Annotated in this window: 22 protein-coding genes and 1 tRNA gene; 17 read left to right on the forward strand and 6 right to left on the reverse strand. The window is 60.0% G+C overall.

Going from position 1 to position 22,010, the window contains the following annotated elements; all coding sequences use genetic code 11:
- Positions 1 to 643: 643 nt before the first annotated feature.
- Genes ENGE1_RS00105 through ENGE1_RS00115 form a run of 3 tightly spaced genes read left to right on the forward strand, consistent with a single transcriptional unit; the run spans position 644 to position 2,355 of the window.
- Positions 644 to 1,321 (forward strand): CsgG/HfaB family protein, encoded by a 678-nt coding sequence (locus ENGE1_RS00105; RefSeq protein WP_043082638.1) that lies wholly within the window; start codon positions 644 to 646, stop codon positions 1,319 to 1,321.
- A gap of 12 nt (positions 1,322 to 1,333) precedes the next feature.
- Positions 1,334 to 1,693: a DUF4810 domain-containing protein gene (locus ENGE1_RS00110; RefSeq protein WP_043082639.1), complete on the forward strand. Its 360-nt coding sequence runs from the start codon at positions 1,334 to 1,336 to the stop codon at positions 1,691 to 1,693.
- Positions 1,690 to 2,355, forward strand: coding sequence for a DUF799 domain-containing protein (locus ENGE1_RS00115; protein ID WP_048254144.1), 666 nt, complete (start codon positions 1,690 to 1,692; stop codon positions 2,353 to 2,355). The genes ENGE1_RS00110 and ENGE1_RS00115 overlap by 4 nt, the downstream gene beginning before the upstream one ends.
- Positions 2,356 to 2,442: 87 nt before the next feature.
- Here ENGE1_RS00115 and ENGE1_RS00120 read toward each other — a convergent pair.
- Together ENGE1_RS00120 and ENGE1_RS00125 are read right to left on the reverse strand one after the other, a co-directional pair.
- Positions 2,443 to 2,517 (reverse strand) — tRNA-Arg (locus ENGE1_RS00120).
- A 70-nt stretch (positions 2,518 to 2,587) separates the two neighbouring features.
- On the reverse strand, positions 2,588 to 3,508 hold the full coding sequence (locus ENGE1_RS00125; RefSeq protein WP_043082641.1) for a formate/nitrite transporter family protein: 921 nt from the start codon (positions 3,506 to 3,508) through the stop codon (positions 2,588 to 2,590).
- 170 nt (positions 3,509 to 3,678) lie between these two features.
- Between ENGE1_RS00125 and mlaA the strand changes: the two genes are divergently transcribed.
- A complete protein-coding gene (gene mlaA, locus ENGE1_RS00130) occupies positions 3,679 to 4,437 on the forward strand; it encodes a phospholipid-binding lipoprotein MlaA (RefSeq protein ID WP_043082642.1) in 759 nt (252 codons plus the stop codon).
- 64 nt (positions 4,438 to 4,501) lie between these two features.
- On the opposite strand, the gene fadL is transcribed toward mlaA, so the two are convergent.
- A complete protein-coding gene (fadL, locus tag ENGE1_RS00135) occupies positions 4,502 to 5,821 on the reverse strand; it encodes a long-chain fatty acid transporter FadL (protein ID WP_043082643.1) in 1,320 nt (439 codons plus the stop codon).
- A gap of 371 nt (positions 5,822 to 6,192) precedes the next feature.
- Here fadL and ENGE1_RS00140 point away from each other — a divergent pair, with 371 nt between their 5' ends.
- From ENGE1_RS00140 to sixA, 4 genes are all read left to right on the forward strand, one after another.
- Positions 6,193 to 6,477, forward strand: coding sequence for a YfcZ/YiiS family protein (locus tag ENGE1_RS00140; RefSeq protein WP_043082644.1), 285 nt, complete (start codon positions 6,193 to 6,195; stop codon positions 6,475 to 6,477).
- Between the two features lie 160 nt (positions 6,478 to 6,637).
- Positions 6,638 to 7,948 carry an acetyl-CoA C-acyltransferase FadI gene (fadI, locus tag ENGE1_RS00145; protein WP_048254146.1) on the forward strand — a complete coding sequence of 437 codons (1,311 nt, stop codon included), beginning with the start codon at positions 6,638 to 6,640 and terminating at the stop codon, positions 7,946 to 7,948.
- A complete protein-coding gene (gene fadJ, locus ENGE1_RS00150; protein WP_043082646.1) occupies positions 7,948 to 10,110 on the forward strand; it encodes a fatty acid oxidation complex subunit alpha FadJ in 2,163 nt (720 codons plus the stop codon). The genes fadI and fadJ overlap by 1 nt, the downstream gene beginning before the upstream one ends.
- A gap of 174 nt (positions 10,111 to 10,284) precedes the next feature.
- On the forward strand, positions 10,285 to 10,770 hold the full coding sequence (gene sixA / locus ENGE1_RS00155; RefSeq protein ID WP_043082647.1) for a phosphohistidine phosphatase SixA: 486 nt from the start codon (positions 10,285 to 10,287) through the stop codon (positions 10,768 to 10,770).
- 42 nt (positions 10,771 to 10,812) lie between these two features.
- Here the strand turns inward: sixA and smrB are convergent, their stop codons facing one another.
- Positions 10,813 to 11,364 (reverse strand): endonuclease SmrB, encoded by a 552-nt coding sequence (gene smrB, locus ENGE1_RS00160; RefSeq protein ID WP_048254147.1) that lies wholly within the window; start codon positions 11,362 to 11,364, stop codon positions 10,813 to 10,815.
- A gap of 153 nt (positions 11,365 to 11,517) precedes the next feature.
- On the opposite strand from smrB, the gene prmB reads away from it, so the two are divergent.
- From prmB to ENGE1_RS00190, 6 genes are read left to right on the forward strand one after another with little or no spacing between them, the layout of a single operon-like run.
- Positions 11,518 to 12,450 carry a 50S ribosomal protein L3 N(5)-glutamine methyltransferase gene (gene prmB / locus ENGE1_RS00165; protein WP_048254148.1) on the forward strand — a complete coding sequence of 311 codons (933 nt, stop codon included), beginning with the start codon at positions 11,518 to 11,520 and terminating at the stop codon, positions 12,448 to 12,450.
- A 22-nt stretch (positions 12,451 to 12,472) separates the two neighbouring features.
- Positions 12,473 to 13,558: a chorismate synthase gene (gene aroC / locus ENGE1_RS00170; RefSeq protein WP_048254149.1), complete on the forward strand. Its 1,086-nt coding sequence runs from the start codon at positions 12,473 to 12,475 to the stop codon at positions 13,556 to 13,558.
- Between the two features lie 19 nt (positions 13,559 to 13,577).
- Positions 13,578 to 14,402, forward strand: a complete 825-nt coding sequence (gene mepA / locus ENGE1_RS00175; RefSeq protein WP_043082651.1) for a penicillin-insensitive murein endopeptidase — start codon at positions 13,578 to 13,580, stop codon at positions 14,400 to 14,402.
- Positions 14,402 to 15,211: a sulfite exporter TauE/SafE family protein gene (locus tag ENGE1_RS00180; protein ID WP_043082652.1), complete on the forward strand. Its 810-nt coding sequence runs from the start codon at positions 14,402 to 14,404 to the stop codon at positions 15,209 to 15,211. Before mepA ends, ENGE1_RS00180 begins: the two co-directional genes overlap by 1 nt.
- On the forward strand, positions 15,211 to 15,756 hold the full coding sequence (locus tag ENGE1_RS00185; RefSeq protein WP_048254150.1) for an elongation factor P hydroxylase: 546 nt from the start codon (positions 15,211 to 15,213) through the stop codon (positions 15,754 to 15,756). The genes ENGE1_RS00180 and ENGE1_RS00185 overlap by 1 nt, the downstream gene beginning before the upstream one ends.
- Positions 15,757 to 15,769: 13 nt before the next feature.
- Positions 15,770 to 16,048, forward strand: coding sequence for a YfcL family protein (locus ENGE1_RS00190; RefSeq protein ID WP_048254151.1), 279 nt, complete (start codon positions 15,770 to 15,772; stop codon positions 16,046 to 16,048).
- Here the strand turns inward: ENGE1_RS00190 and ENGE1_RS00195 are convergent.
- Positions 16,041 to 16,604: a DJ-1/PfpI family protein gene (locus tag ENGE1_RS00195; protein ID WP_048254152.1), complete on the reverse strand. Its 564-nt coding sequence runs from the start codon at positions 16,602 to 16,604 to the stop codon at positions 16,041 to 16,043. The two genes, ENGE1_RS00190 and ENGE1_RS00195, sit on opposite strands and share 8 nt — an antisense overlap.
- A 118-nt stretch (positions 16,605 to 16,722) precedes the next feature.
- Here ENGE1_RS00195 and ENGE1_RS29095 point away from each other — a divergent pair, with 118 nt between their 5' ends.
- Together ENGE1_RS29095 and ENGE1_RS00205 are read left to right on the forward strand one after the other, a co-directional pair.
- Positions 16,723 to 16,848 (forward strand): hypothetical protein, encoded by a 126-nt coding sequence (locus ENGE1_RS29095; RefSeq protein ID WP_255265507.1) that lies wholly within the window; start codon positions 16,723 to 16,725, stop codon positions 16,846 to 16,848.
- 121 nt (positions 16,849 to 16,969) lie between these two features.
- Complete coding sequence (locus tag ENGE1_RS00205) at positions 16,970 to 18,580, forward strand: OFA family MFS transporter (RefSeq protein WP_048254154.1); 1,611 nt, start codon at positions 16,970 to 16,972, stop codon at positions 18,578 to 18,580.
- A gap of 38 nt (positions 18,581 to 18,618) precedes the next feature.
- Here ENGE1_RS00205 and mnmC read toward each other — a convergent pair whose 3' ends face one another.
- On the reverse strand, positions 18,619 to 20,619 hold the full coding sequence (mnmC, locus tag ENGE1_RS00210; RefSeq protein WP_048254155.1) for a bifunctional tRNA (5-methylaminomethyl-2-thiouridine)(34)-methyltransferase MnmD/FAD-dependent 5-carboxymethylaminomethyl-2-thiouridine(34) oxidoreductase MnmC: 2,001 nt from the start codon (positions 20,617 to 20,619) through the stop codon (positions 18,619 to 18,621).
- 158 nt (positions 20,620 to 20,777) lie between these two features.
- On the opposite strand from mnmC, the gene fabB reads away from it, so the two are divergent.
- Complete coding sequence (gene fabB / locus ENGE1_RS00215) at positions 20,778 to 21,995, forward strand: beta-ketoacyl-ACP synthase I (protein WP_045288613.1); 1,218 nt, start codon at positions 20,778 to 20,780, stop codon at positions 21,993 to 21,995.
- Positions 21,996 to 22,010 lie beyond the last annotated feature (15 nt).

The raw sequence follows: 22,010 nt of genomic DNA on the forward strand, positions 1-22,010 counted from the left end.
CATCTCTTTTAAATGTATTTTACAGCTGCAAATAAACCTCATGTCATTTATATAACTGAAAAGCTTAATCAATAATTAAAAGGAATAAGTGGGAGCGACGGTGCGAGTCGCGCTGTGCTGGAAGGTTTTAATTCGCCGGGCAATAGCGGAAGCCAGTGACTGCGGGAGATAGAATACCGCACTGGACTCAGCGGCTATTGGACAATAAGACTGGAGATGCGGTATAAAAAGAGGCTATACTTTTATTGATAATTATGGCGTTAATGCAGCGGTATCGGATGTGGTTTTTGAATAAAAATTGACCCGATAAACTATTTTTTGCGGGGTGTTGCGATTACTTTCGCTCCTCGCGTTATCATGACGCGTTTACAATCCCCACTTCCGGTGTAGCCTCTTACCCGCTCCCTTCATGATATGAATTTACTTCTCCATTTAGTAATATGAACACTCAATAATAACGCGCAGTCATAGTCCCGCTGGCAATAGCGAGAGTAATGTCTCTTAACTTTTATTCATCAAAATTAATATTCCCTCTTCACATTTCTCTCGCATAGGTAGAAAATCGATCGCTGAAGCAGCCCTGATTGTTCTCCTGTTCAGCGCCGCTGCTTTATTCGAAATTTTAAAAGGAATTATCGCTATCATGTTTAAAAAAACAGTTGTAGGCTCACTCTGCCTCAGCGCGCTGGTGCTTGGCGGCTGTGCGACAGAGTCTTCGCGCTCGCTTGAAGTGGCTAAAGTCGCCACCTATCAACAGCCGTGGCAGGGGCAGCGCAGCCCGATCGCCGTGGGGAAATTTGATAACCGCTCTGACTACATGAACGGCATATTTTCCGACGGCGTTGACCGTCTCGGCAACCAGTCAAAAACCATTCTGATTACCCACCTGCAGCAGACCGGCCGCTTCAGCGTGCTTGACCGCATGAACACCCAGGAAATTAAGGCCGAAGCCGGCATCAGCGGGAAAAGCCAGCAGATTAAGGGCGCGAGCTGGGTGATAACCGGCGACGTGACGGAGTTTGGCCGCAAAGAGACCGGCGATAGAGCGCTGTTCGGCATTCTCGGTCGCGGCAAGTCGCAGGTGGCCTATGCCAAGGTAGCGCTGAACGTCGTCAATGTCAGAACCTCAGAAGTTGTATTTTCGTCGCAGGGCGCCGGGGAATATGAATTATCGAATCGCGAAATTATCGGCTTCGGCGGCACCGCCAGCTATGACTCAACGCTGAATGGCAAGGTGCTTGACCTGGCCATTCGTGAAGCCGTGAATAACCTCGTCGCCGGTATCGATAACGGCAGCTGGAATCCGTCTAACGTTAATTAAAAGGAATTAAATATGTCGCCATTCAATAAGTCCGCGTGCGCCGCGGCCGTATTACTGCTGGCCGGCTGTTCGACGAACAAGCCGCAGGAGATTTATACCTGGGGTGACTATCAGGATACGATTTACCAGTACTACAACCATGAAAGTAGTCCTCAGGAGCAGATTGCCGCGCTGCAAAAGCTGATTGAGCAGGCGCGCGCGGCCAATAAGCCCGTGCCGCCGGGCGTTCACGCCCAACTCGGCATGTTGTACGGCAATACCGGTAATAGCGGACTGGCGCGCGCAGAATTTAACGCTGAGAAAACGCAGTATCCGGAATCAGCGGCCTATATTAATTTCCTGCTGGCTAAAAAAGAGAGGGAGGTAAAATGAAAGGATTATTTACACTCGCGGCCCTGATGTTCACGCTGGTATTAACCGGCTGCTCGGGCAATAAAAAGCAGGCCACCGATTACTCCGCCTTCAGAGAGAGCAAGCCGCGCAGCATTCTGGTGCTGCCGCCGCAGAACGACTCGCCGGACGTGAAGGGCAGTTACGGCTTCCTGAGCACCGTCACCCTGCCGCTCGCCGAGTCGGGCTACTATGTTTTTCCGGTGGCGGTAGTGGATGAAACGTTTAAGCAAAACGGCGTGACTAACCCCAAAGATATCAGCGCGATCCCGCTGAAAAAGCTGCACGAGATCTTCGGCGCCGACGCGGTGATGTACATCACCGTCGAGCAGTACGGCACCTCGTATCAGGTAGTGAACAGCGATACGCGCGTCACCGCCACGGCGCGGCTGGTGGATTTGCGCTCCGGTAAGCAGCTGTGGTCCGGCGGCGCTACCGCATCAAGTAATGAAGGCAATAACAGCAACACCGGCGGCCTGCTCGGCGTTCTGCTGAACGCGGCGATTACCCAGATCTCCGATTCGGCCACCGATAAGGCCTACGACATTGCGAAAATTACCGCCGTGAGGATGTTTACCGCCGGCACCGACGGCAAGCTGCTCTATGGTCCCCGTTCGCCGAAATACGGGCAGAGCGTACAGTAAGGGCTGAGAAACAGGGGCCGCCGCGCGTCGGCGGCCTTCATTCATTCGGGCCAGCGTGATGCAGCAGAAGGGGAGATGAAGCGAAAATGGCGCTCCCTGCAGGAATCGAACCTACAACTAGCCCTTAGGAGGGGCTCGTTATATCCATTTAACTAAGGGAGCGAAGCGGCGGGATTATAACGTTTTTTACCCCGCCCGTTAAGCACCTGCCGCCCGATCGCTCAAACTATCGTCATTTCATCCCTGACTTACCATTTTCCTCGCGCTGCGCCTTCGCTTCGGCCTTGCGCTGGGTGCTCATATCGTTGCGGATCTGCGCGTGGCTCAGCAGGGCGAAGATAAAGGTGCCGCCGCAGATGTTGCCCGCCAGCGTCGGCAGCGCGAACGGCCAGAAGAAGTCCTGCCACGGCAGCGCGCCGGTAAATACCAGATAGAGGATCTCAATAGTGCCCACAATAATGTGCGTCGTGTCCGCCACGGCAATCAGCCAGGTCATCAGCACAATGACCGCCAGCTTTGCCGGGCCGGCGGCGGGGAACATCCATACCATGGTGGCGACCAGCCAGCCGGAGATAATCGCTTTGGTAAACATCTCGGTCGGACTGTTCTCCATCACCTTCATGCCGATGTTGTAAAAGGCGTCGCGGGTGGCCTCATCAAAAACCGGCATATAGCCAAACGCCCAGGCGGCGATAGCGGTGCCGATCATATTCCCCAGCAGCACCACGCCCCACAGACGCAGCAGCAGCATCACGTTGCTGGCGGTGGGATTTTGCATCACCGGCAGCACCGGCGTGATGGTGTTTTCGGTAAACAGCTGCTGATGGGCCATGATGACAATAATGAAGCCGAAGGTGTAGCCTACGCTCTCCAGCAGGATGCCGCCCGGCACGCCTTCCAGATGGACGTGGAAAAGGCCTTTTGCCAGCAGCGATGCCCCCATTGAGATCCCGGCGGCAATGGCGGACCACAGCAGGGCCCAGGCATCGCGCTCAAGCTCTTTCTCGCCCTCCTGGCGGATATGCTCGTGGGTAGCCATCGCCCGGGAAGGGAGATGCTCCTCATCGACTTCTATCTTCTCCCCGCGCTTGTTCTCTTCGCTGTCGACTTCCTGCTGCTCGTCGTACTGCTGGTTGTCCGCATTATCCTTCATACTACCTTCCTGTGATTATTGCCTTTTCATTAAGCGTAGCGGCTTTTCTTCCGGGGACTTAACGGCCATACTCTTATTTTTTTGCTGATACCATGAATAGTTCCTACGCTTGTTTCAGAATATGTATAAAATTAGGAAATCTGCGATTGCCATCCTTCAGGGAGACTTTTATGAATTTTCGTCTGTCAGCGCTCGCGCTGAGCTCGACACTGTTAATAGGTTGTGCCAGCTCGGCTGACCCGCAGCAGCAGGGACGTTCCGACCCGTTCGAAGGTTTTAACCGTACAATGTACGATTTCAACTTCAATGTGCTGGATCCTTATGTTGTGCGCCCGGTCGCCGTGGCGTGGCGTGATTACATGCCGCAGCCCGCGCGCAACGGCCTGAGCAACTTTACCAGCAACCTTGAAGAACCTGCCCAAATGGTCAACATGTTCCTGCAGGGCGACCCCTATCAGGGGATGGTTCACTTCACCCGCTTCTTCCTCAACACCATTATCGGTCTTGGTGGTTTAATCGATGTTGCCGGTAAAGCAAACCCGACACTGCGGCGCGTAGAGCCGCACCGCTTCGGCAGCACAATGGGCCACTATGGCGTCGGCTATGGCCCTTATATGCAGCTGCCGTTCTACGGCAACTTCACGCCGCGTGAAGATGTCGGTGATATGGCGGATGATTTCTATCCGGTGCTCTCCTGGCTGACCTTGCCGATGACTATCGGTAAGTGGATGGTTGAAGGCATCGAAACCCGCGCCCAGCTGCTGGACTCCGACGGTCTGCTCAAGCAGTCTTCCGATCCGTACATCATGGTGCGCGAAGCCTACTTCCAGAAACATGACTTTATTGCTAACGGCGGTAAGGTCAGCACTGAAGAGAATCCGAATGCGAAATCCCTTGAGGGCGATTTGAAGGATATTGATTCAGAATAATGTGCAGACGCTAAATAAAAGAGGGAGCCGATATCGGCTCCCTCTTTTTTCTTTTATGGGCTTATCAGAAGCGGTAATTAAAGTTAGAGCCGAACAGCCACGCTTTACCGTTAGAGCGGAAAGTATACGCATCTTCTTTAATGGTGACGTGCTGGCCGTGCATATATGAGGCACCAACGTCGATGGACGCATCTTCATTAAGCGCATAGGTTGCACCGGCGCTCAGCCAGACGCGGTCCTGATCCGGAATCGAGATAGAGCGGTTATCGGTCGGGACCGGGCTGTCATCAAAGGCGATACCGGTACGGAAGGTCCAGCTATCGTCGTAGTAGTAGCTGGTGCCCAGGGCGATACGCCACGCGTCTTTGAAGTTCTCTTTCTTATACAGCAGCGTATCGCCGTGACGGGTCGCTTTTAGCTGTTTGAAGTCGCTCCAGTCGGTGTAGGTCATGCTGTAGTGGATAGCCCACTTCGGCGCGACGCGGTTGTAGCCCGACGCTTCATACATGGCCGGCAGGTGCAGGTTCAGAGAGCCGCCGACGGTCTGGCCGTCGGTACCCATCGGCAGGCCGAAGTTGCCGAGGATCTGATTGTAGGCGGACGGCAGCTCGCTCTTATAATCGCCGTCAAAGTCGATTTTAACCTTGGAGCGGTAGGTAAAGCCCCAGCGGTTATTTTTATCCAGCTCGTACAGCATACCGGCGTTCCAGCCGAAGCCCCACTCGTCGCCCTTCAGGTGGGCGATTTTGGTGTCCTGCGGGATCTGTGATACCGGGCCCGCCAGGCGCGGCGGCAGTACGCCAGAGCCTGCGACCAGTTTACCCAGGTCGCCCGCGTAGCGGTCAATCTTGGCGCGGGCGTATACGGCGTTGAAGCCCAGGCCGAAGCTGAAGTGGTTATCCAGGCGGTAGGCGCCGCTCAGGTTGAGGTTCATGGTGCGCAGGTCGGTTTTGCCGCCCACGCTGCCCGCCGCATAGTTTTTATTATATTCGGTCGACAGGCCAAAGTTAGAGGTGACGGAAGCGCCAATACCGAACTGATCGTTAATCGGCATCACGAAGTGAGCATTAGGCACCCAGGCGCTGGGGGCAATATTTTCGGCATCGGTGCTTTGACCGCTTGGAGACTTACCGGAAATATCAACATCAGGGTCAACATAAATTGCGCCCATCGATAATTGCGGACGATCGAACATCATAATCAGGGCGGGGTTGCGGCTGACGTTACCCGGATCGTCGGCGATAGCGCCTTCACCAGAATAAGCACGTCCGAGACCTGATGCGGAAAATTCATTTAATGCAAAGCCTGCGGACCAGGCCTGAGTCGAAACGAGTGCCACTGCAACTGCGAGTGCAGATTGTGTAAAACGGGTTTTCTGGCTCATGACCACAACCTCATTGAGTTTTATTTATTCAATAAATGTTACATGCCGTAACAGAAGCGCGAAGTTTAGGGTCTGTTGCAACTTTCAGAAATCAGACCAGTGGCGTGAGTATAGGTCTGACCAGATGGTATGTTGCAAGTATGTTTATAAGTTTTTTCAATTGTGATCTTCGAAACGCGATCCAGTTGGCAAAAAATGGGCTACACCCTTTTATTAAGAAGGGTGATATTTGTTTTAGATCATTTTTAACTGTGATTTAGGTCACTTATTGGCGCTTGCTGAAATATGAACTGGAGAGGCCGGTAGCGGGGGCGTAAAATAGACACATTGTTTATCTGGCACCCTGGGTGCGTATACAGAGGAAATCTACGATGAGTAAATGCAGTGCTGATGAAACCCCGGTTTGCTGCTGTATGGATGTTGGCACCATTATGGACAACTCCGACTGCACCGCATCCTACAGTCGCGTCTTCGCGACCCGCGCGCAGGCTGAAGAGACCCTGGCGGCGCTGACTGAAAAGGCCCGCGGCGTTGAGTCTGAGCCGTGCAAAATTACCCCGGTCTTTAAAGAGGTTGACGGCGGCGTTCAGCTGGATATCGACTTCGTCTTTAGCTGCGAAGCAGAAACGCTGATCTTTCAGCTGGGCCTGCGTTAATATTCCTGCCAAAAGCGCCCCGTTATACGGGGCGTTTCTTTTTTTTCTTCAGTGTGTTTTAGCTCGCACTTTTTTGCTTCCCCGATTGGCTTGATGTAAAAAAATGGTTAAGACTGTTATCAGGTCAGACCACTTTTATTACATTTATCAGGGGAAGAATATGAGTCAGGCATCTCCGCTCACCGCCCGCAATGGCGATCGCATTGCCATTGTTTCCGGGCTGCGAACGCCTTTTGCCCGCCAGGCGACCGCTTTTCACGGCATTCCCGCCATCGATTTAGGAAAAATGGTGGTCGGGGAGATGCTCGCCCGCAGCGAAATTCCGCCGGAGGCTATTGAGCAGCTGGTGTTCGGCCAGGTGGTGCAGATGCCGGAGGCGCCCAACATCGCCCGCGAAATCGTGCTCGGCACCGGCATGAGCGTCCATACCGACGCCTACAGCGTCAGCCGCGCCTGCGCCACCAGCTTTCAGGCGGTGGCCAATGTGGCGGAGAGCCTGATGGCCGGCACCATCCGCGCCGGTATCGCCGGCGGGGCCGACTCCTCCTCGGTGCTGCCGATAGGCGTCAGCAAAAAGCTGGCGCGCACGCTGGTGGATGCCAACAAAGCCCGCACCCTCGGGCAGAAGCTGAAGCTCTTTTCCCGCCTGCGCCCGCGCGATCTCGCTCCCGTACCGCCCGCGGTCGCGGAGTACTCCACCGGCCTGCGCATGGGCGACACCGCCGAACAGATGGCGAAAACCTGGGGCATTACCCGCGAGCAGCAGGACGCCCTGGCGCACCGCTCCCACGTTCAGGCGGCCAAAGCCTGGGCCGACGGCAAGCTGCGCGAAGAGGTGATGACCGCCTACGCCGCGCCCTACCGCGCCCCGCTGGAGCAGGACAACAACATTCGCGGCAGCTCGACGCTTGCCGATTACGCGAAGCTGCGCCCGGCCTTTGACCGCAGGCACGGCACGGTGACGGCGGCCAACAGCACGCCGCTGACCGACGGCGCGGCGGCGGTGATCCTGATGACCGAATCACGCGCGAAAGAGCTGGGCCTGACGCCGCTCGGCTACCTGCGCAGCTACGCCTTTACCGCTATCGACGTCTGGCAGGACATGCTGCTGGGCCCGGCGTGGTCAACGCCGCTGGCGCTGGAGCGCGCCGGGCTGACGATGGCCGACCTGACGCTGTTCGACATGCACGAAGCCTTCGCCGCCCAGACGCTGGCAAACCTGCAGCTGATGGCAAGCGATAGCTTTGCCCGCGACGTGCTGGGCCGCAGCTGCGCCACCGGGGAAGTGGACGAAAGTAAATTTAACGTCCTCGGCGGCTCTATTGCCTACGGCCATCCGTTTGCCGCCACCGGCGCGCGGATGATCACCCAGACCCTCAACGAACTGCGCCGCCGCGGCGGCGGATTTGGTCTGGTTACCGCCTGCGCCGCAGGCGGACTGGGCGCGGCAATGGTTCTGGAGGCTGAATAATGACGGCGCAATCTGCATTTACCCTGACAATCCGCCCCGACAACGTGGCCGTTATCACTATCGACGAGCCGGGCGAAAAGATGAATACCCTCAAGGCCGAGGCCGGCGCGCAGGTACGCGAACTGCTCAGGCAGATCCGCGATAATAAAGAGGTGCGCGGCGTGGTCTTTATCTCCGCTAAACCGGACAACTTTATCGCCGGGGCCGACATTAATATGATTGGCCGCTGCGCCAGCGCCCAGGAGGCGGAGACGCTAGCCCGCCAGGGGCAGCAGATCATGGCGGAGATTAACGCTCTGCCCGTGCCGGTGGTGGCCGCTATTCACGGCGCCTGCCTCGGCGGCGGCCTGGAGCTGGCCCTGGCCTGCCATCGCCGGATTTGCACCGATGATGCGAAAACCGCGCTCGGTCTGCCGGAAGTGCAGCTCGGCCTGCTGCCGGGCTCCGGCGGCACCCAGCGGCTGCCGCGGCTGGTTGGCATCACCACGGCGCTGGACATGATCCTCACCGGCAAACAGCTGCGCCCGCGCCAGGCGCTGCGCGCAGGCCTGGTCGATGAAGTGGTGCCTCACGCTATCCTGCTGGAAGCGGCGGTAGAGCTGGCGAAAAAGCCGCGGCCCTCGGCGAAGGTGCTGCCGGTGCGCGAGCGCCTGATGGCCGGCCCGCTGGCCCGCAGCCTGGTGATGCGCATGGCGGCGAAGCAGACCGAGCGCAAAACCCACGGCAACTATCCGGCCACCGACCGTATTTTAAAGGTGCTGGAAACCGGCCTTTCCGAGGGCAGCAGCAGCGGCTACGCCGCCGAGGCCCGCGCCTTCGGCGAGCTGGCGATGACCCCGCAGTCAAAAGCGCTGCGCGGGATCTTCTTTGCCAGCACCGACATTAAAAAAGATCCCGGCGCCGATGCCGAACCGCTGCCGCTGCGATCCGCCGCGGTGCTCGGCGGCGGCCTGATGGGCGGCGGTATTGCCTATGTGACGGTCAGCAAGGCCGGGCTGCCGGTGCGCATCAAGGACATTAACGCTGCTGGCATCAACCACGCCCTGAAATACAGCTACGATCTGCTGGATCAGAAGGTGCGCCGCCGCCACATCCGCGCCGGCGAGCGGGACAGGCAGCTGGCGATGGTCACCGGCGCCACCGATTATCAAGGTTTTTCGCAGCGCGACGTGGTTATCGAGGCGGTGTTCGAAGACCTGGCGCTCAAGCAGCAGATGGTGGCCGACGTCGAAGCGCATTTTGCGCCGCAGACGATTTTTGCCTCCAATACCTCCTCGCTGCCGATTGGCGACATTGCGCAGAAGGCGCAGCGTCCGCAGCAGGTGATCGGCCTGCACTTCTTCAGCCCGGTGGAGAAAATGCCGCTGGTGGAGGTCATTCCCCACGCCGGCACATCGCCGCAGACCGTTGCCACGGTGGTTAAGCTGGCGAAGAAGCTCGGCAAGACGCCGGTGGTGGTCGCCGATAAGGCCGGTTTTTACGTTAACCGCATCCTTGCGCCCTACATCAATGAGGCGATTCGCCTGCTGACCGAAGGCGCGACCATCGAGCAGATAGACTCGACGCTTGTGAAGTTCGGCTTCCCGGTGGGGCCCATTCAGCTGCTCGACGAAGTGGGCATTGATACCGGCACCAAAATTATACCGGTGCTGGAGGCCGCCTACGGAGAGCGCTTTAGCCCGCCGGCAAATGTTATTAGCGCAGTTTTGAACGACGATCGCAAAGGCAGAAAAAATGGCCGCGGTTTCTATCTTTACGGCGCAAAAGGGCGTAAAAGCAAAAAGCAGCCCGACCCGGCGATTTATCCGCTGATCGGTCGCGGTGAAAAGCGGGAGGTTCCGCCATCGGAAATTGTTGAGCGCTGCGTGATGCTGATGCTCAACGAGGCCGCTCGCTGCTACGACGAGCGGGTGGTGCGCAGCGCGCGCGACGGCGACATCGGTGCCGTGTTCGGCATCGGCTTCCCGCCCTTCCTGGGCGGCCCGTTCCGCTATATGGACGCGCTGGGCGCGAATAATGTGGTGGCGACGCTACAGCGTCTGGCAAGTCGCTTCGGCCCGCGCTTTACCCCCTGCGAGGCGCTAATAATGATGGCAGAGCAGGGGCAGACCTTCTGGTCTGAGGCTTCGGATGTACAGAGTGAACCAACGCCAATCGACTGAACATAATGCTGTTGTGGCTATTTTATCGTCAGGGATTGACTATACTTACGCCATTGAGGTAAAAAACAGCGTTTCATTGATCGAATGGATAAGGCACAATGCCCGGTCATCGGGAAAGGCGGCGCATTCTGCGCTACGGTTCCCGATGCTTCTGGTTAACAAAAGCGGTGCAATATGCAAGTTTTTATCATGCGTCACGGCGACGCAGCCCTCGATGCAGCCAGCGACGCGGTGCGTCCCCTGACCCCCTGCGGATGCGATGAGTCGCGCCAGATGGCGGGCTGGCTGAAAGGTCAAAAAGTCGACATTGAGCACGTTCTGGTCAGCCCCTACCTGCGGGCAGAGCAGACGATGGGCGTAGTAGGGGAGAGCATGAACCTGCCCGACAGCGTCGATGTTCTGCCGGAGCTGACGCCGGGCGGCGATGTGGGTCTGGTGAGCGCCTACCTGCAGGCGCTGGCCAATGAGGACGTTGCGTCGGTGCTGGTGATTTCCCACCTGCCGCTGGTCGGCTATCTGGTCTCTGAACTTTGTCCGGGCGAAACGCCGCCGATGTTCTCGACCTCGTCCATTGCCTGCGTCACGCTGGGCAAAGACGGTCTGGGGCATTTTGACTGGCAGATGAACCCCTGCAACCTGAAAATGGCGAAAGCGATTTAAGCCATTCCGGGCTGCCTTCAGGCGGCCCGCGCTATTTCTGCCTCACGGCAGCTCCGGCGGCTGCCACTCTTCCACTTCAATCAAGACCAGTAGCGCGGCATCGCCGCCGTACTCCTTTGGCGCCTGATGGAAGGCCATCACGTGCGGATGCTGGGCCAGCCACAGCGGCGTTTGCTGCTTAAGTACGTGCCGACCGTGGCCGTGCATTACGCAGGCGCAGAACACGTGCTCCCGGCGGCAGGCGGCAATCAGCGCCCCCAGCTCCTGCTTGGCCTGCAGCTGGGTCAGTCCGTGAAGATCGAGAAACAGCTCCGGCGAGTAGTCGCCGCGCCTGAGTTTTTTCGCCTCAAAGTGGCTCACGTCCTCGCGAACGTATTTTGCCGGACCGTCGCTGCTCAGCAGGGGCTGAAACTCATCGGAAAAGTAGTGGCTGTTATCCGCCTGCTCCTGCAGCAGACGCTTAACCGGTACCTCGCTGACTTTTTTGCGCTGCGGGCGGTGGACGATGGTGTCCTGTTTAATCTGCCGGGTGCCGGTCATCAGCTGGCGAAATAGCGCCTGATCCTCGTTGCTCAGCGTCGGTTTCTTCTTCATGAGCTCTTCTCAATGCAATTTTGCGACAGTTTACCCGACTCGCTGCAGAAAACACATTTTCCTCGCGGCCAGCGACGCAAGAGTGCTGATTTATCGCCGTCTTCATGGCAAACTAGCCGCCGAATTTAACGCGCAGGTGCCCTGGAGGGGAAAGTGGATAAAATATTTGTCGATGAAGCCGTCAACGAGCTGCATACCATTCAGGATATGCTGCGCTGGGCGGTCAGTCGCTTCAGCGCGGCCGGCATCTGGTACGGGCACGGCACGGACAATCCGTGGGACGAAGCGGTGCAGCTGGTGCTGCCGTCGCTCTATCTGCCGCTGGATATTCCGGAAGATATGCGCACCGCGCGCCTCACCTCCAGCGAAAAGCACCGTATCGTTGAGCGCGTGATCCGCCGCATTAACGAGCGGATTCCGGTCGCCTACCTGACCAATAAAGCCTGGTTCTGCGGCCACGAATTTTACGTTGACGAGCGGGTGCTGGTGCCGCGTTCGCCGATTGGCGAGCTTATCAACAACCGCTTCGCCGGCCTGATTGACCATCAGCCGCAGCACATTCTCGACATGTGCACCGGCAGCGGCTGTATCGCGATTGCCTGCGCCTACGCCTTCCCGGAGGCGGAAGTTGACGGCGTCGATATCTCCGCCGACGCGCTGGCGGTGGCCGAGCACAACATCGAAGAGCACGGCCTGATCCACCACGTGACGCCGATCCGCTCCGATCTGTTCCGCGACCTGCCGAAGATGCAGTATGACCTGATCGTCACCAACCCGCCGTACGTCGATGAAGAGGACATGGCGGATCTGCCGAACGAATACCGCCACGAGCCTGAGCTGGGCCTGGCCTCCGGCTCTGACGGCCTCAAGCTGACCCGCCGCATTCTCGGCAATGCGCCGGACTACCTGACCGATGACGGCATTCTGATTTGTGAAGTCGGTAACAGCATGGTACACCTGATGGCGCAGTATCCTGACGTTCCGTTCACCTGGCTTGAGTTTGATAACGGTGGTGACGGCGTCTTTATGCTCACCAAAGCGCAGCTCGTGGCTGCCCGCGAACACTTCAGCCTCTATAAAGACTAATTAAAACTCGAACGGAGCCGTGATGGCAGGAAACACAATTGGACAACTCTTTCGCGTAACCACCTTCGGCGAATCCCACGGCCTGGCGCTGGGCTGCATCGTTGACGGCGTGCCGCCCGGCATTCCGCTGACCGAGGCGGACCTGCAACACGATCTGGACCGCCGCCGTCCCGGCACCTCGCGCTATACCACCCAGCGCCGGGAGCCGGATCAGGTGAAGATCCTCTCCGGCGTGTTCGAGGGCGTAACCACCGGCACCAGCATCGGCCTGCTGATTGAGAATACCGACCAGCGCTCGCAGGACTACAGCGCCATTAAAGACGTGTTTCGCCCGGGCCACGCCGACTACACCTACGAGCAGAAATACGGCCTGCGCGACTACCGCGGCGGCGGCCGCTCTTCGGCGCGCGAAACCGCCATGCGCGTGGCCGCAGGCGCGATCGCCAAGAAGTATCTGGCAGAGAAATTTGGCATCGTTATCCGCGGCTGCCTGACCCAGATGGGCGATATTCCGCTGGCGATTAAAGCCTGGGACCAGGTAGAGCAGAATCCGTTCTTCTGCCCGGATCCGGATAAAATCGCGGCGCTGGATGAACTGATGCGCGGTCTGAAAAAAGAGGGCGACTCCATCGGCGCGAAGGTCACCGTGGTGGCCGACGGCGTACCGCCGGGCCTCGGCGAGCCGGTATTTGACCGTCTGGACGCCGATATCGCCCATGCGCTGATGAGCATTAACGCCGTGAAGGGCGTGGAGATTGGCGAAGGCTTCGGCGTCGTCGGCCTGCGCGGCAGCGAAAACCGCGACGAGATCACCGGCGCCGGGTTCCAGAGCAACCACGCCGGCGGCATCCTCGGCGGCATCAGCACCGGCCAGCAGATCGTCGCTAACCTGGCGCTTAAGCCCACCTCCAGCATTACCGTACCGGGGCGCACCATCAACCGCGACGGCGAGGAAGTGGAGATGGTTACTAAGGGGCGTCACGATCCGTGCGTCGGCATCCGCGCGGTGCCTATCGCCGAAGCGATGCTGGCTATCGTGCTGATGGACCACCTCCTGCGCCAGCGCGCGCAGAACGCGGACGTCACCACGACCATTCCACGCTGGTAACTTCTCAATGCGGGGGCATATGAAAAAATGCGTTATCGGCCTGCTGGCGCTGCTCGCCAGCGGCTCTGCCTTTTCGGCCACGCCGTGGCAGAAAATTACCCATCCGATCGCCGGCAGCAGCCAGTCGATCGGCGGCTTTTCTAACGGCTGCATTATCGGCGCCGAGCCGCTGCCCCTCAACGCGGACAGCTACCAGATCATGCGCACCGACCAGCGTCGCTATTTCGGCCATCCGGACCTGGTGCAGTTTATTCAGCGCCTCGCCGGCCGGGTGCATAGCCAGGGGCTCGGCACGATGCTGATTGGCGATATGGGGATGCCGGCGGGCGGGCGCTTCAGCAGCGGCCACGCCAGCCACCAGATTGGGCTCGATGTCGATATTTTCCTGCAGCTGCCGCAGACCCGCTGGACCTCCGCCCAGCTGCTGAGGCCGCAGGCGCTGGATCTGGTCTCCGCCGACGGCAAGCGGGTGGTGCCCTCCCGCTGGTCGCCGCAGATTGGCCAGCTGATTAAGCTGGCGGCGCAGGATAGCGACGTGACCCGCATTTTCGTCAATCCGGCCATCAAGCAGCAGCTGTGCGAAGACGCGGGCAGCGACCGCGACTGGCTGCGCAAGGTGCGCCCGTGGTTCCAGCACCGCGCCCATATGCACGTGCGCCTGCGCTGCCCGGCGGGTAGCCTGGAGTGCCAGGATCAGCCCGCGCCGCCGCCGGGCGACGGCTGCGGCGCCGAGCTGCAGAGCTGGTTTGAACCGCCGAAGCCTGGCGCAACCAGGCCGGTGAAGAAAACGCCGCCGCCGCTGCCGCCGTCCTGTCAGGCGCTACTGGACGAACATAAACTCTGATGGAACATTTTGCCGAACTTTTTTCTGTCTCTCCGCTGTTCCTGACCGCGCTGTTTTTTATTGCGCTGCTTGCCGGTTTCATTGATTCGCTGGCCGGCGGCGGCGGGCTGCTGACGGTCCCGGCGCTGCTGGCCGCCGGCATGTCGCCGGCCAACGCGCTGGCCACCAATAAGCTGCAGGCTTGCGGCGGGTCGCTCTCCTCCTCGCTCTATTTTATCCGCCGCGGGGTGGTGAGCATCAAAGACCAGAAGCTGAACATCGCGATGACCTTTATCGGCTCCACCAGCGGCGCGCTGCTGGTGCAGCACGTGCAGTCCGACATTCTGCGCCAGATCTTACCCCTGCTGGTGATCGGCATCGGCCTCTACTTTTTGCTGATGCCGCGCCTGGGCGAAGAGGATCGCGTTCGCCGCCTGCACGGCCTGCCCTTTGCCCTGGTCGCCGGCGGCTGCGTCGGCTTTTATGACGGCTTTTTCGGCCCCGGCGCAGGGTCGTTTTACGCTCTGGCGTTCGTCACTCTCGCGGGGTTTAATCTCGCGAAATCGACGGCCCACGCCAAGGTGCTGAACGCCACCTCCAACGTCGGCGGCCTGCTGCTGTTTATCGTTGGCGGAAAAGTGGTCTGGGGAACCGGATTTGTGATGATGGCCGGACAATTTTTAGGTGCGCGGATGGGATCGCGGCTGGTGCTGAGCAAGGGGCAGTCGCTGATCCGCCCGATGATCGTCATCGTCTCGGCGGTGATGAGCGCAAAGTTACTTTACGATAGCCACGGCGCGGAAATTGCGCAGTGGCTGGGACTCCATTGATGCAACAGCAACACCACTACCAGCAGCTGATCGACCTCTTTGACGGCTGCTTTTATGACGAATTTAACACCCGGCTGGTAAAAGGCGATGATGAACCGATCTACCTGCCCGCCGACGACGAAGCGCCTTATAACCGCATCGTTTTTGCCCACGGCTTTTACGCCAGCGCGCTGCACGAAATCTCCCACTGGTGCATCGCCGGCGCAGAGCGCCGCAAGCGGGTGGACTTCGGCTACTGGTACTGCCCGGACGGGCGCGATGCGCAGACCCAGTGCCGGTTCGAGGACGTTGAAATAAAGCCTCAGGCGTTCGACTGGCTGTTTTGCGCGGCGGCGGGCTTTCCGTTTAACGTCAGCTGCGACAACCTGGAAGGGGATTTCGAACCGGACCGCATCGCCTTTCAGCGGCGGGTGCACGCCCAGGTGATGACCTACCTGGAGCAGGGGATTCCGGCCCGCCCGGCGCGCTTTATCGCCGCGCTCCAGGACTATTATCAGACCCCGGCGCTGACGGCGGAGCAGTTTCCGTGGCCGCAAGATCTTTAACAGAGGAAAAAAGATGATCGCAGAATTTGAATCGCGCATTCTGGCGTTAATTGATGACATGGTTGAGCACGGCAGCGACGATGAGCTGTTCGCCGGCGGTTATCTGCGCGGCCACCTGACGATTTCGGTCGCCCGCCTGGAGGAGGGGGACGACCACTCTGCCGGGGCGGTGTATCAGCAGGTCAACCACAGCCTGGAAAAGGCCATCGCGGCCGGGGAGCTTAATCCCCGGGATCAGGCCCTGGTGCTGGAGATGTGGGATAACCTCTACCGGCAGGCCAGCGTTAACTAGGCCACGGATAGTAAATATGCTCCGCCTGGAAACGGGCGGACGCGTCGTCTTCCGCCAGCCTCGCCGCCAGGGTGAAGGCAAAATCAAATACCCGCCCCAGCCCCTTGCCGCTCAGCAGATTACCATCCTCCACCACGTCAGCCTCCACGTACGTGCCGTCGGTCACCTGCTGCCACAGATCGCCCGAGCAGACATAGCGGCGGCCCTTCAGCAGGCCGTTGGCGCCCAGCACGCGGGCGGCGGCGGAGCAGATAGGGCAGATCCATTTTCCGGCCTCGTCGTGGCGCGTCACGAAGGCCAGCACCGCCTCGCTGCGGCCGAGAAACAGGCTGCCTTCAGGCCCGCCGGGCAGCACCACGGCATCGTAGGTTTTATCGAACCGGTCGCTGAGGACGGCGTCGGCCTCGACCGGGATCTGATGATAGCTCAGCACCGAACGGTTTTCGCTGCAGGAGAGGGTCTCCACGCCGATGTCGAGGCGGCGCAGGATGTCGACAGTGACAATGGCCTCCGCCTCTTCAAAGCCGGGGGCCAGCAGCACGGCAACAGTTTTCATTTACGGACTCCTTACCGGGAAGAAAACCCTATCCTGACTGCGGGGCGGGCATATGTGAAGCGAATAAAGCAATAAATTGAACCTGTGTTTCATTTTTTATTTTAATGGCGAAAATTTTGTGAAAAATAGCGCCGTCGCGCAAGAAAATGGTGTCATTCTGAGAGAGAAGTTTCTCATTATGACAACCGGCGGACGGGTGGGCGGTGCGGATTTTTTGAACGGCCGTTTCATCGCCGCGGGCTGATACGATCCCTCTCGCAAAACCCCGCCTCATTTTCCTCCGCAGCCTCGCCTGGCGCATTTTTCGCCACGAATGGCATATGCCTTGCTCAGCTCCTCTCTCTTACTCACTGACAGAGGTCATTATGAGACAAGGAACGACGGCAGGCTTTTTTGAGAAAAAACGCATTATTGCTAAACCCGGCTTTAACCGCTGGCTGGTCCCGCCGGCGGCGCTGGCTATTCACCTGTGCATCGGCATGGCCTACGGATTCTCCGTGTTCTGGCTGCCGATGTCGCAAATCGTCGGCCAAACCTGCCCGGCGGACAGCGGCTTCTGGCACCAGCTGGTAACCACCGACTGCGACTGGCGCATCTCGATGCTCGGCTGGACCTACACGCTGTTCTTTATCTTCCTCGGCTGCTCCGCCGCCCTGTGGGGGCAGTGGCTGGAGAAGGCCGGGCCGCGGCTGGTCGGCATGGTGGCCACGCTATGCTGGAGCGGCGGCCTGGCGCTGGCGGCGCTGGCCATTTACAGCCACCAGCTCTGGCTGCTGTGGCTGGGGGCAGGCGCCATCGGCGGCACCGGGCTGGGGCTTGGCTATATCTCGCCGGTCTCGACGCTGCTGCGCTGGTTTCCCGACAAGCGCGGCATGGCCGCGGGCATGGCGATCATGGGCTTCGGCGGCGGCGCGATGGTCGGCGCGCCTTTTGCCAACATGCTGATGGGCATCTTCGCCGATAGCGGCCACGCCGGGATCTGGCAGACCCTGCTGGTGCTGGCGGGCATCTACTTCGTCTTTATGCTCGGCGGCACGCTCTGCTACCGAATTCCGCCTATCGGCTGGCATCCGCTGGGCTGGCAGCCGAAAGAAGAGCAGGCGAAAGGATCGTCGCAGATGGTGCACGTCAGCGTTGCCTGTCGCACCCCGCAGTTCTGGCTGCTGTGGCTGGTGCTGTGCCTCAACGTCTCCGCCGGGATCGGCATTCTCGGCATGGCGTCGCCGATGCTGCAGGAGGTGTTCGCCGGCAGGCTTATCGGCAACGATCTGAGCTGGGGCGCGCTGAACGCCGGGCAGCTGGCGCAGATTGCCGCCATCGCCGCCGGCTTTACCGGTCTGCTGAGCCTGTTTAATATCGGCGGCCGCTTCTTCTGGGCCTCGCTGTCGGACTATATCGGCCGCAAAGCGACGTTTGCCATCTTCTTTGCGCTGGGCATGGTGCTGTATGTCTCCACCGTTTACGCCGCCGGAATGGGCAGCGTGGTGCTGTTCGTGGTGCTGTTCTGCGTGATTATTTCGATGTACGGCGGCGGGTTTGCCACCATTCCGGCCTACCTGGCGGACATGTTCGGCACCCAGATGGTGGGCGCAATCCACGGGCGGCTGCTGACGGCGTGGTCGGTGGCGGGCATCCTTGGCCCGGTGCTGGTGAACTACCTGCGCGAATATCAGCTCTCCATCGGTACGTCGCCCGCCAGAACCTACGAAATTACCCTCTACGTGCTGGCGGGGCTGCTGGCGGTCGGTTTTCTCTGCAACCTGGCGGTGCGCCGGGTACCGGCGAAATACGCCATGAGCGACGAGGAAATTAAGCAGGCGGCGTCGGTCTACAAGCGCGATCCCAATATGCCTCTGGCGTGGGCGCCGGCGCGCAGCAGCTATCTGCCGGTGGCGCTGGCCTGGCTGGTGGTCGGCATTCCGATGCTGTGGGGGATTGTGGTGACCGTGCAGCAGGCGGCGCATCTGTTTAGCTGAACAAAGGGCGGGCTGGCGCCGCGGCGCCGCCCTGGCCCTTAGCCCTTCACCTCCCGCCCCTTCAGCAGCTTCCTGACCCACAGGCGGTTCGGATTGAGCGCCGCCAGCGTCGGCGCGTCGAGCGGCAGCGGCTCGCCGCTCATCTGCGAGGCCAGCACCTCCGCCGCCAGCGGGGCGGAGCAGAGCCCGCGCGAGCCCAGCGCCCCCAGCATAAACAGGTCCGGATACGCCGGCGCCACCGCTGCGCCATCGCGATCCTCCGCCAGCTGCGCATAGGCCGCAAGCGTCGCGTCATAGTCCGGCACGCTGCCGACCATCGGCAGGTGGTCGCGGGTGGCGCAGCGCACGCCGCAGCGGGCCTCGCCGCCGCTGACGTCCACGCTTTGCGCCCAGTCAGCCTCCGGCAGACAGTCCAGCAGCCGCCGGCGGTTGTGCTGCTGGTCCGCTTCGCGGTAGGCGGCGTCGGTGCTGCCGCGATGGTAGCTGGCGCCGATGCAGTGCTGATGGCGGTTCGGGTCCTGCGGCGTCAGGTAGCCGTCGTAGCACAGCACCTGCTTCAGCGCCGCCAGCGCAGGCGTCGTGGGGATATGGCTCACCTGGCCGCCGACGGCGTAGACCGGCAGCGGGGCGGTCTGGGCAAAGCCGCCGATCTGATGACCATTGGCCAGCACCGCGCAGGCGTGATCCTGCGGCCCGCCGTTGGCGAAGTGCAGTCTCCAGCCGATCTCCTGCTGTTCGAGTTTTTCACAGCGCCTGTTCCAGCGCACGTTCAGCCCCTGCCGGACGGCCAGTTCGATCGCGGCGGCGGTCAGCTCTGCCGGGCACAGCCAGCCGCCGAGCGGGTACTGGATGCCGCCGCAGCCGGTTTCCACGCCGGCGCTTTTATATACCTCCTCCGCGCCGGCGGGCGAGGCGATCTCCGGCGGCAGGCCGAGGCTCAACATTTGCGCTATTTTATGAGCGCTTTTTTCGTCCCAGGCGAGCTGGGTGACGCCGCACCAGTCGTGGCTAAAAGTCAGCGGCAGGCTATCGTACAGGCGGCGGGCGAAGGTAAAGGCCGCCGGAAAGAAGGCGGCCAGCGCCGGGTCGTGGGCGTTGAGCAGCGGATAGAGCGCGCCCTGGCGATTGCCGGAGGCGCCCTGCGCCGGGGCCGCGTCCTCGCAGTAGAGCGTAACCTTAAAGCCGCGCTTCAGCAGCGCCAGCGCCAGCAGGGCGCTGGCGACGCCGCCGCCGATAATTGCCGCGTCGCGCGCCGGGGTCGCGCGGCGGGCAAACCACGGCTGGCGGCAGACCGCCGGGCCGGCGGGCATCTCGCCGGTAAGCATTTCGCGCTTGCGGCCATAGCCCTTGCTTTTACGCATAGTGAAGCCCGCCTCCTGCAGCCCGCGGCGCACGAAGCCCGCCGAGGTGAAGGTGGCCAGCGTGCCGCCGGGGCGGGCGGTTCGTGCCATGGCGTTAAACAGCGTCGGGGTCCACATGTCGGGGTTTTTGGCGGGGGCAAAGCCGTCGAGGAACCAGGCGTCTACGCGCTGATTAAAAGTATCGTCGAGCGTATCGACCAGCGTATTGATATCGCCAAACCACAGATCCAGCGTTACGCGCCCCTCGTCCAGCAGCAGGCGGTGACAGCCGGAGAAGGGGAGGGGCCACTGGGCCTGGAGCTGTACTGCGAAGTCCGCCAGCTCGGGCCAGCGCCGGTGCGCGAGCCTGAGGTCTTCCGCGCGCAGCGGGAATTTCTCAAAGCTGACAAAGTGCAGCCGCCGCAGCGCGGCATCGGGATAGCTGTCGCGAAATGCCGCAAACGCCTGCCACAGCGTCAGAAAATTGAGGCCGGTACCGAAGCCGCTCTCCGCCACCACAAAATGCGCGCGGTCGTGGCGAATAAAACGCAGCGGAATATTGTTTCCGTCGATAAAAACATAGCGCGTCTCTTCCAGCCCATTATCATTAGAAAAATAGACGTCATCAAAATCTCGGGAAACAGGTGTACCCTCAGTGTTAAATTCGAGGTTGGCAGGTTGTATGGCGGTTTGTTTCACGTAAGTTACTCGTTGTGCAAGGCGTGCGGCGATCTTAGCGAGGTGCGCCAGAGGGCGCAAATTTATGCATTAAATTGCTGATCGGACTTGTTCGGCGTACAAGTGTACGCTATCTTGCGACACGAAACTTAAAATAGTGCGAATTACAGAGGTATTGAATGAAACGTGCAGTGATTACTGGCCTGGGCATTGTTTCCAGCATCGGTAACAACCAGCAGGAAGTCCTGGCATCTCTGCGTGAAGGACGCTCCGGGATCACTTTCTCTCAGGAATTTGTGGACGCCGGTATGCGCAGCCACATCTGGGGTAACGTTAAGCTGGACACCACCGGCATGATCGATCGCAAAGTGGTGCGTTTCATGAACGATGCCTCCATCTACGCTTTCCTTTCTATGCAGCAGGCCGTGCAGGACGCGGGTCTGAGCGAAGACGTATACCAGAACAATCCGCGCGTCGGTCTGATTGCCGGCTCCGGTGGTTCCTCCAAGTCCCAGGTGATGGGCGCTGACGCGATGCGTACTCCGCGCGGCCTGAAGGCGGTTGGTCCGTATATCGTGACCAAAGCGATGGCCTCTGCCGTTTCCGCCTGCCTGGCGACGCCGTTTAAAATCCACGGCGTGAACTACTCCATCAGCTCCGCCTGCGCCACTTCCGCCCACTGCATCGGCAGCGCGGTTGAGCAGATCCAGCTCGGCAAACAGGACATCGTCTTTGCCGGCGGCGGCGAAGAGCTGTGCTGGGAGATGGCCTGCGAATTTGACGCTATGGGCGCCCTGTCCACCAAATACAACGACACGCCGGAAAAAGCCTCCCGCACCTACGATCAGAAGCGCGACGGTTTCGTGATCGCCGGCGGCGGCGGCATGGTAGTGGTTGAAGAGCTTGAGCACGCCCTGGCGCGCGGCGCGAAAATCTATGCCGAGGTTGTCGGCTACGGCGCAACCTCTGACGGCGCCGACATGGTTGCCCCGTCCGGCGAAGGCGCGGTGCGCTGCATGAAGATGGCGATGGACGGCGTTGATACCCCGATTGACTATCTGAACTCCCACGGCACCTCCACGCCGGTCGGCGACGTGAAAGAGCTGGGCGCCATCCGCGAAGTGTTCGGCACCAATACCCCGGCTATCTCCGCAACGAAAGCCATGACCGGCCACTCCCTGGGCGCTGCCGGCGTGCAGGAGGCCATCTACTCCCTGCTGATGCTGGAGCACGGCTTTATCGCCCCGAGCATCAATATCGAAGAGATGGACGAGCAGGCGGAAGGCCTGAACATCGTGACCGAGCCGACCGAGCGTCAGCTGACCACCGTGATGTCCAACAGCTTCGGCTTCGGCGGCACTAACGCCACGCTTGTGATGCGCAAGTACGGCGCATAAACTATTGTCAGACCT

This window comes from Pluralibacter gergoviae ATCC 33028 = NBRC 105706 (genome assembly GCF_001598855.1).
GTDB classification, from domain to species: domain Bacteria; phylum Pseudomonadota; class Gammaproteobacteria; order Enterobacterales; family Enterobacteriaceae; genus Pluralibacter; species Pluralibacter gergoviae.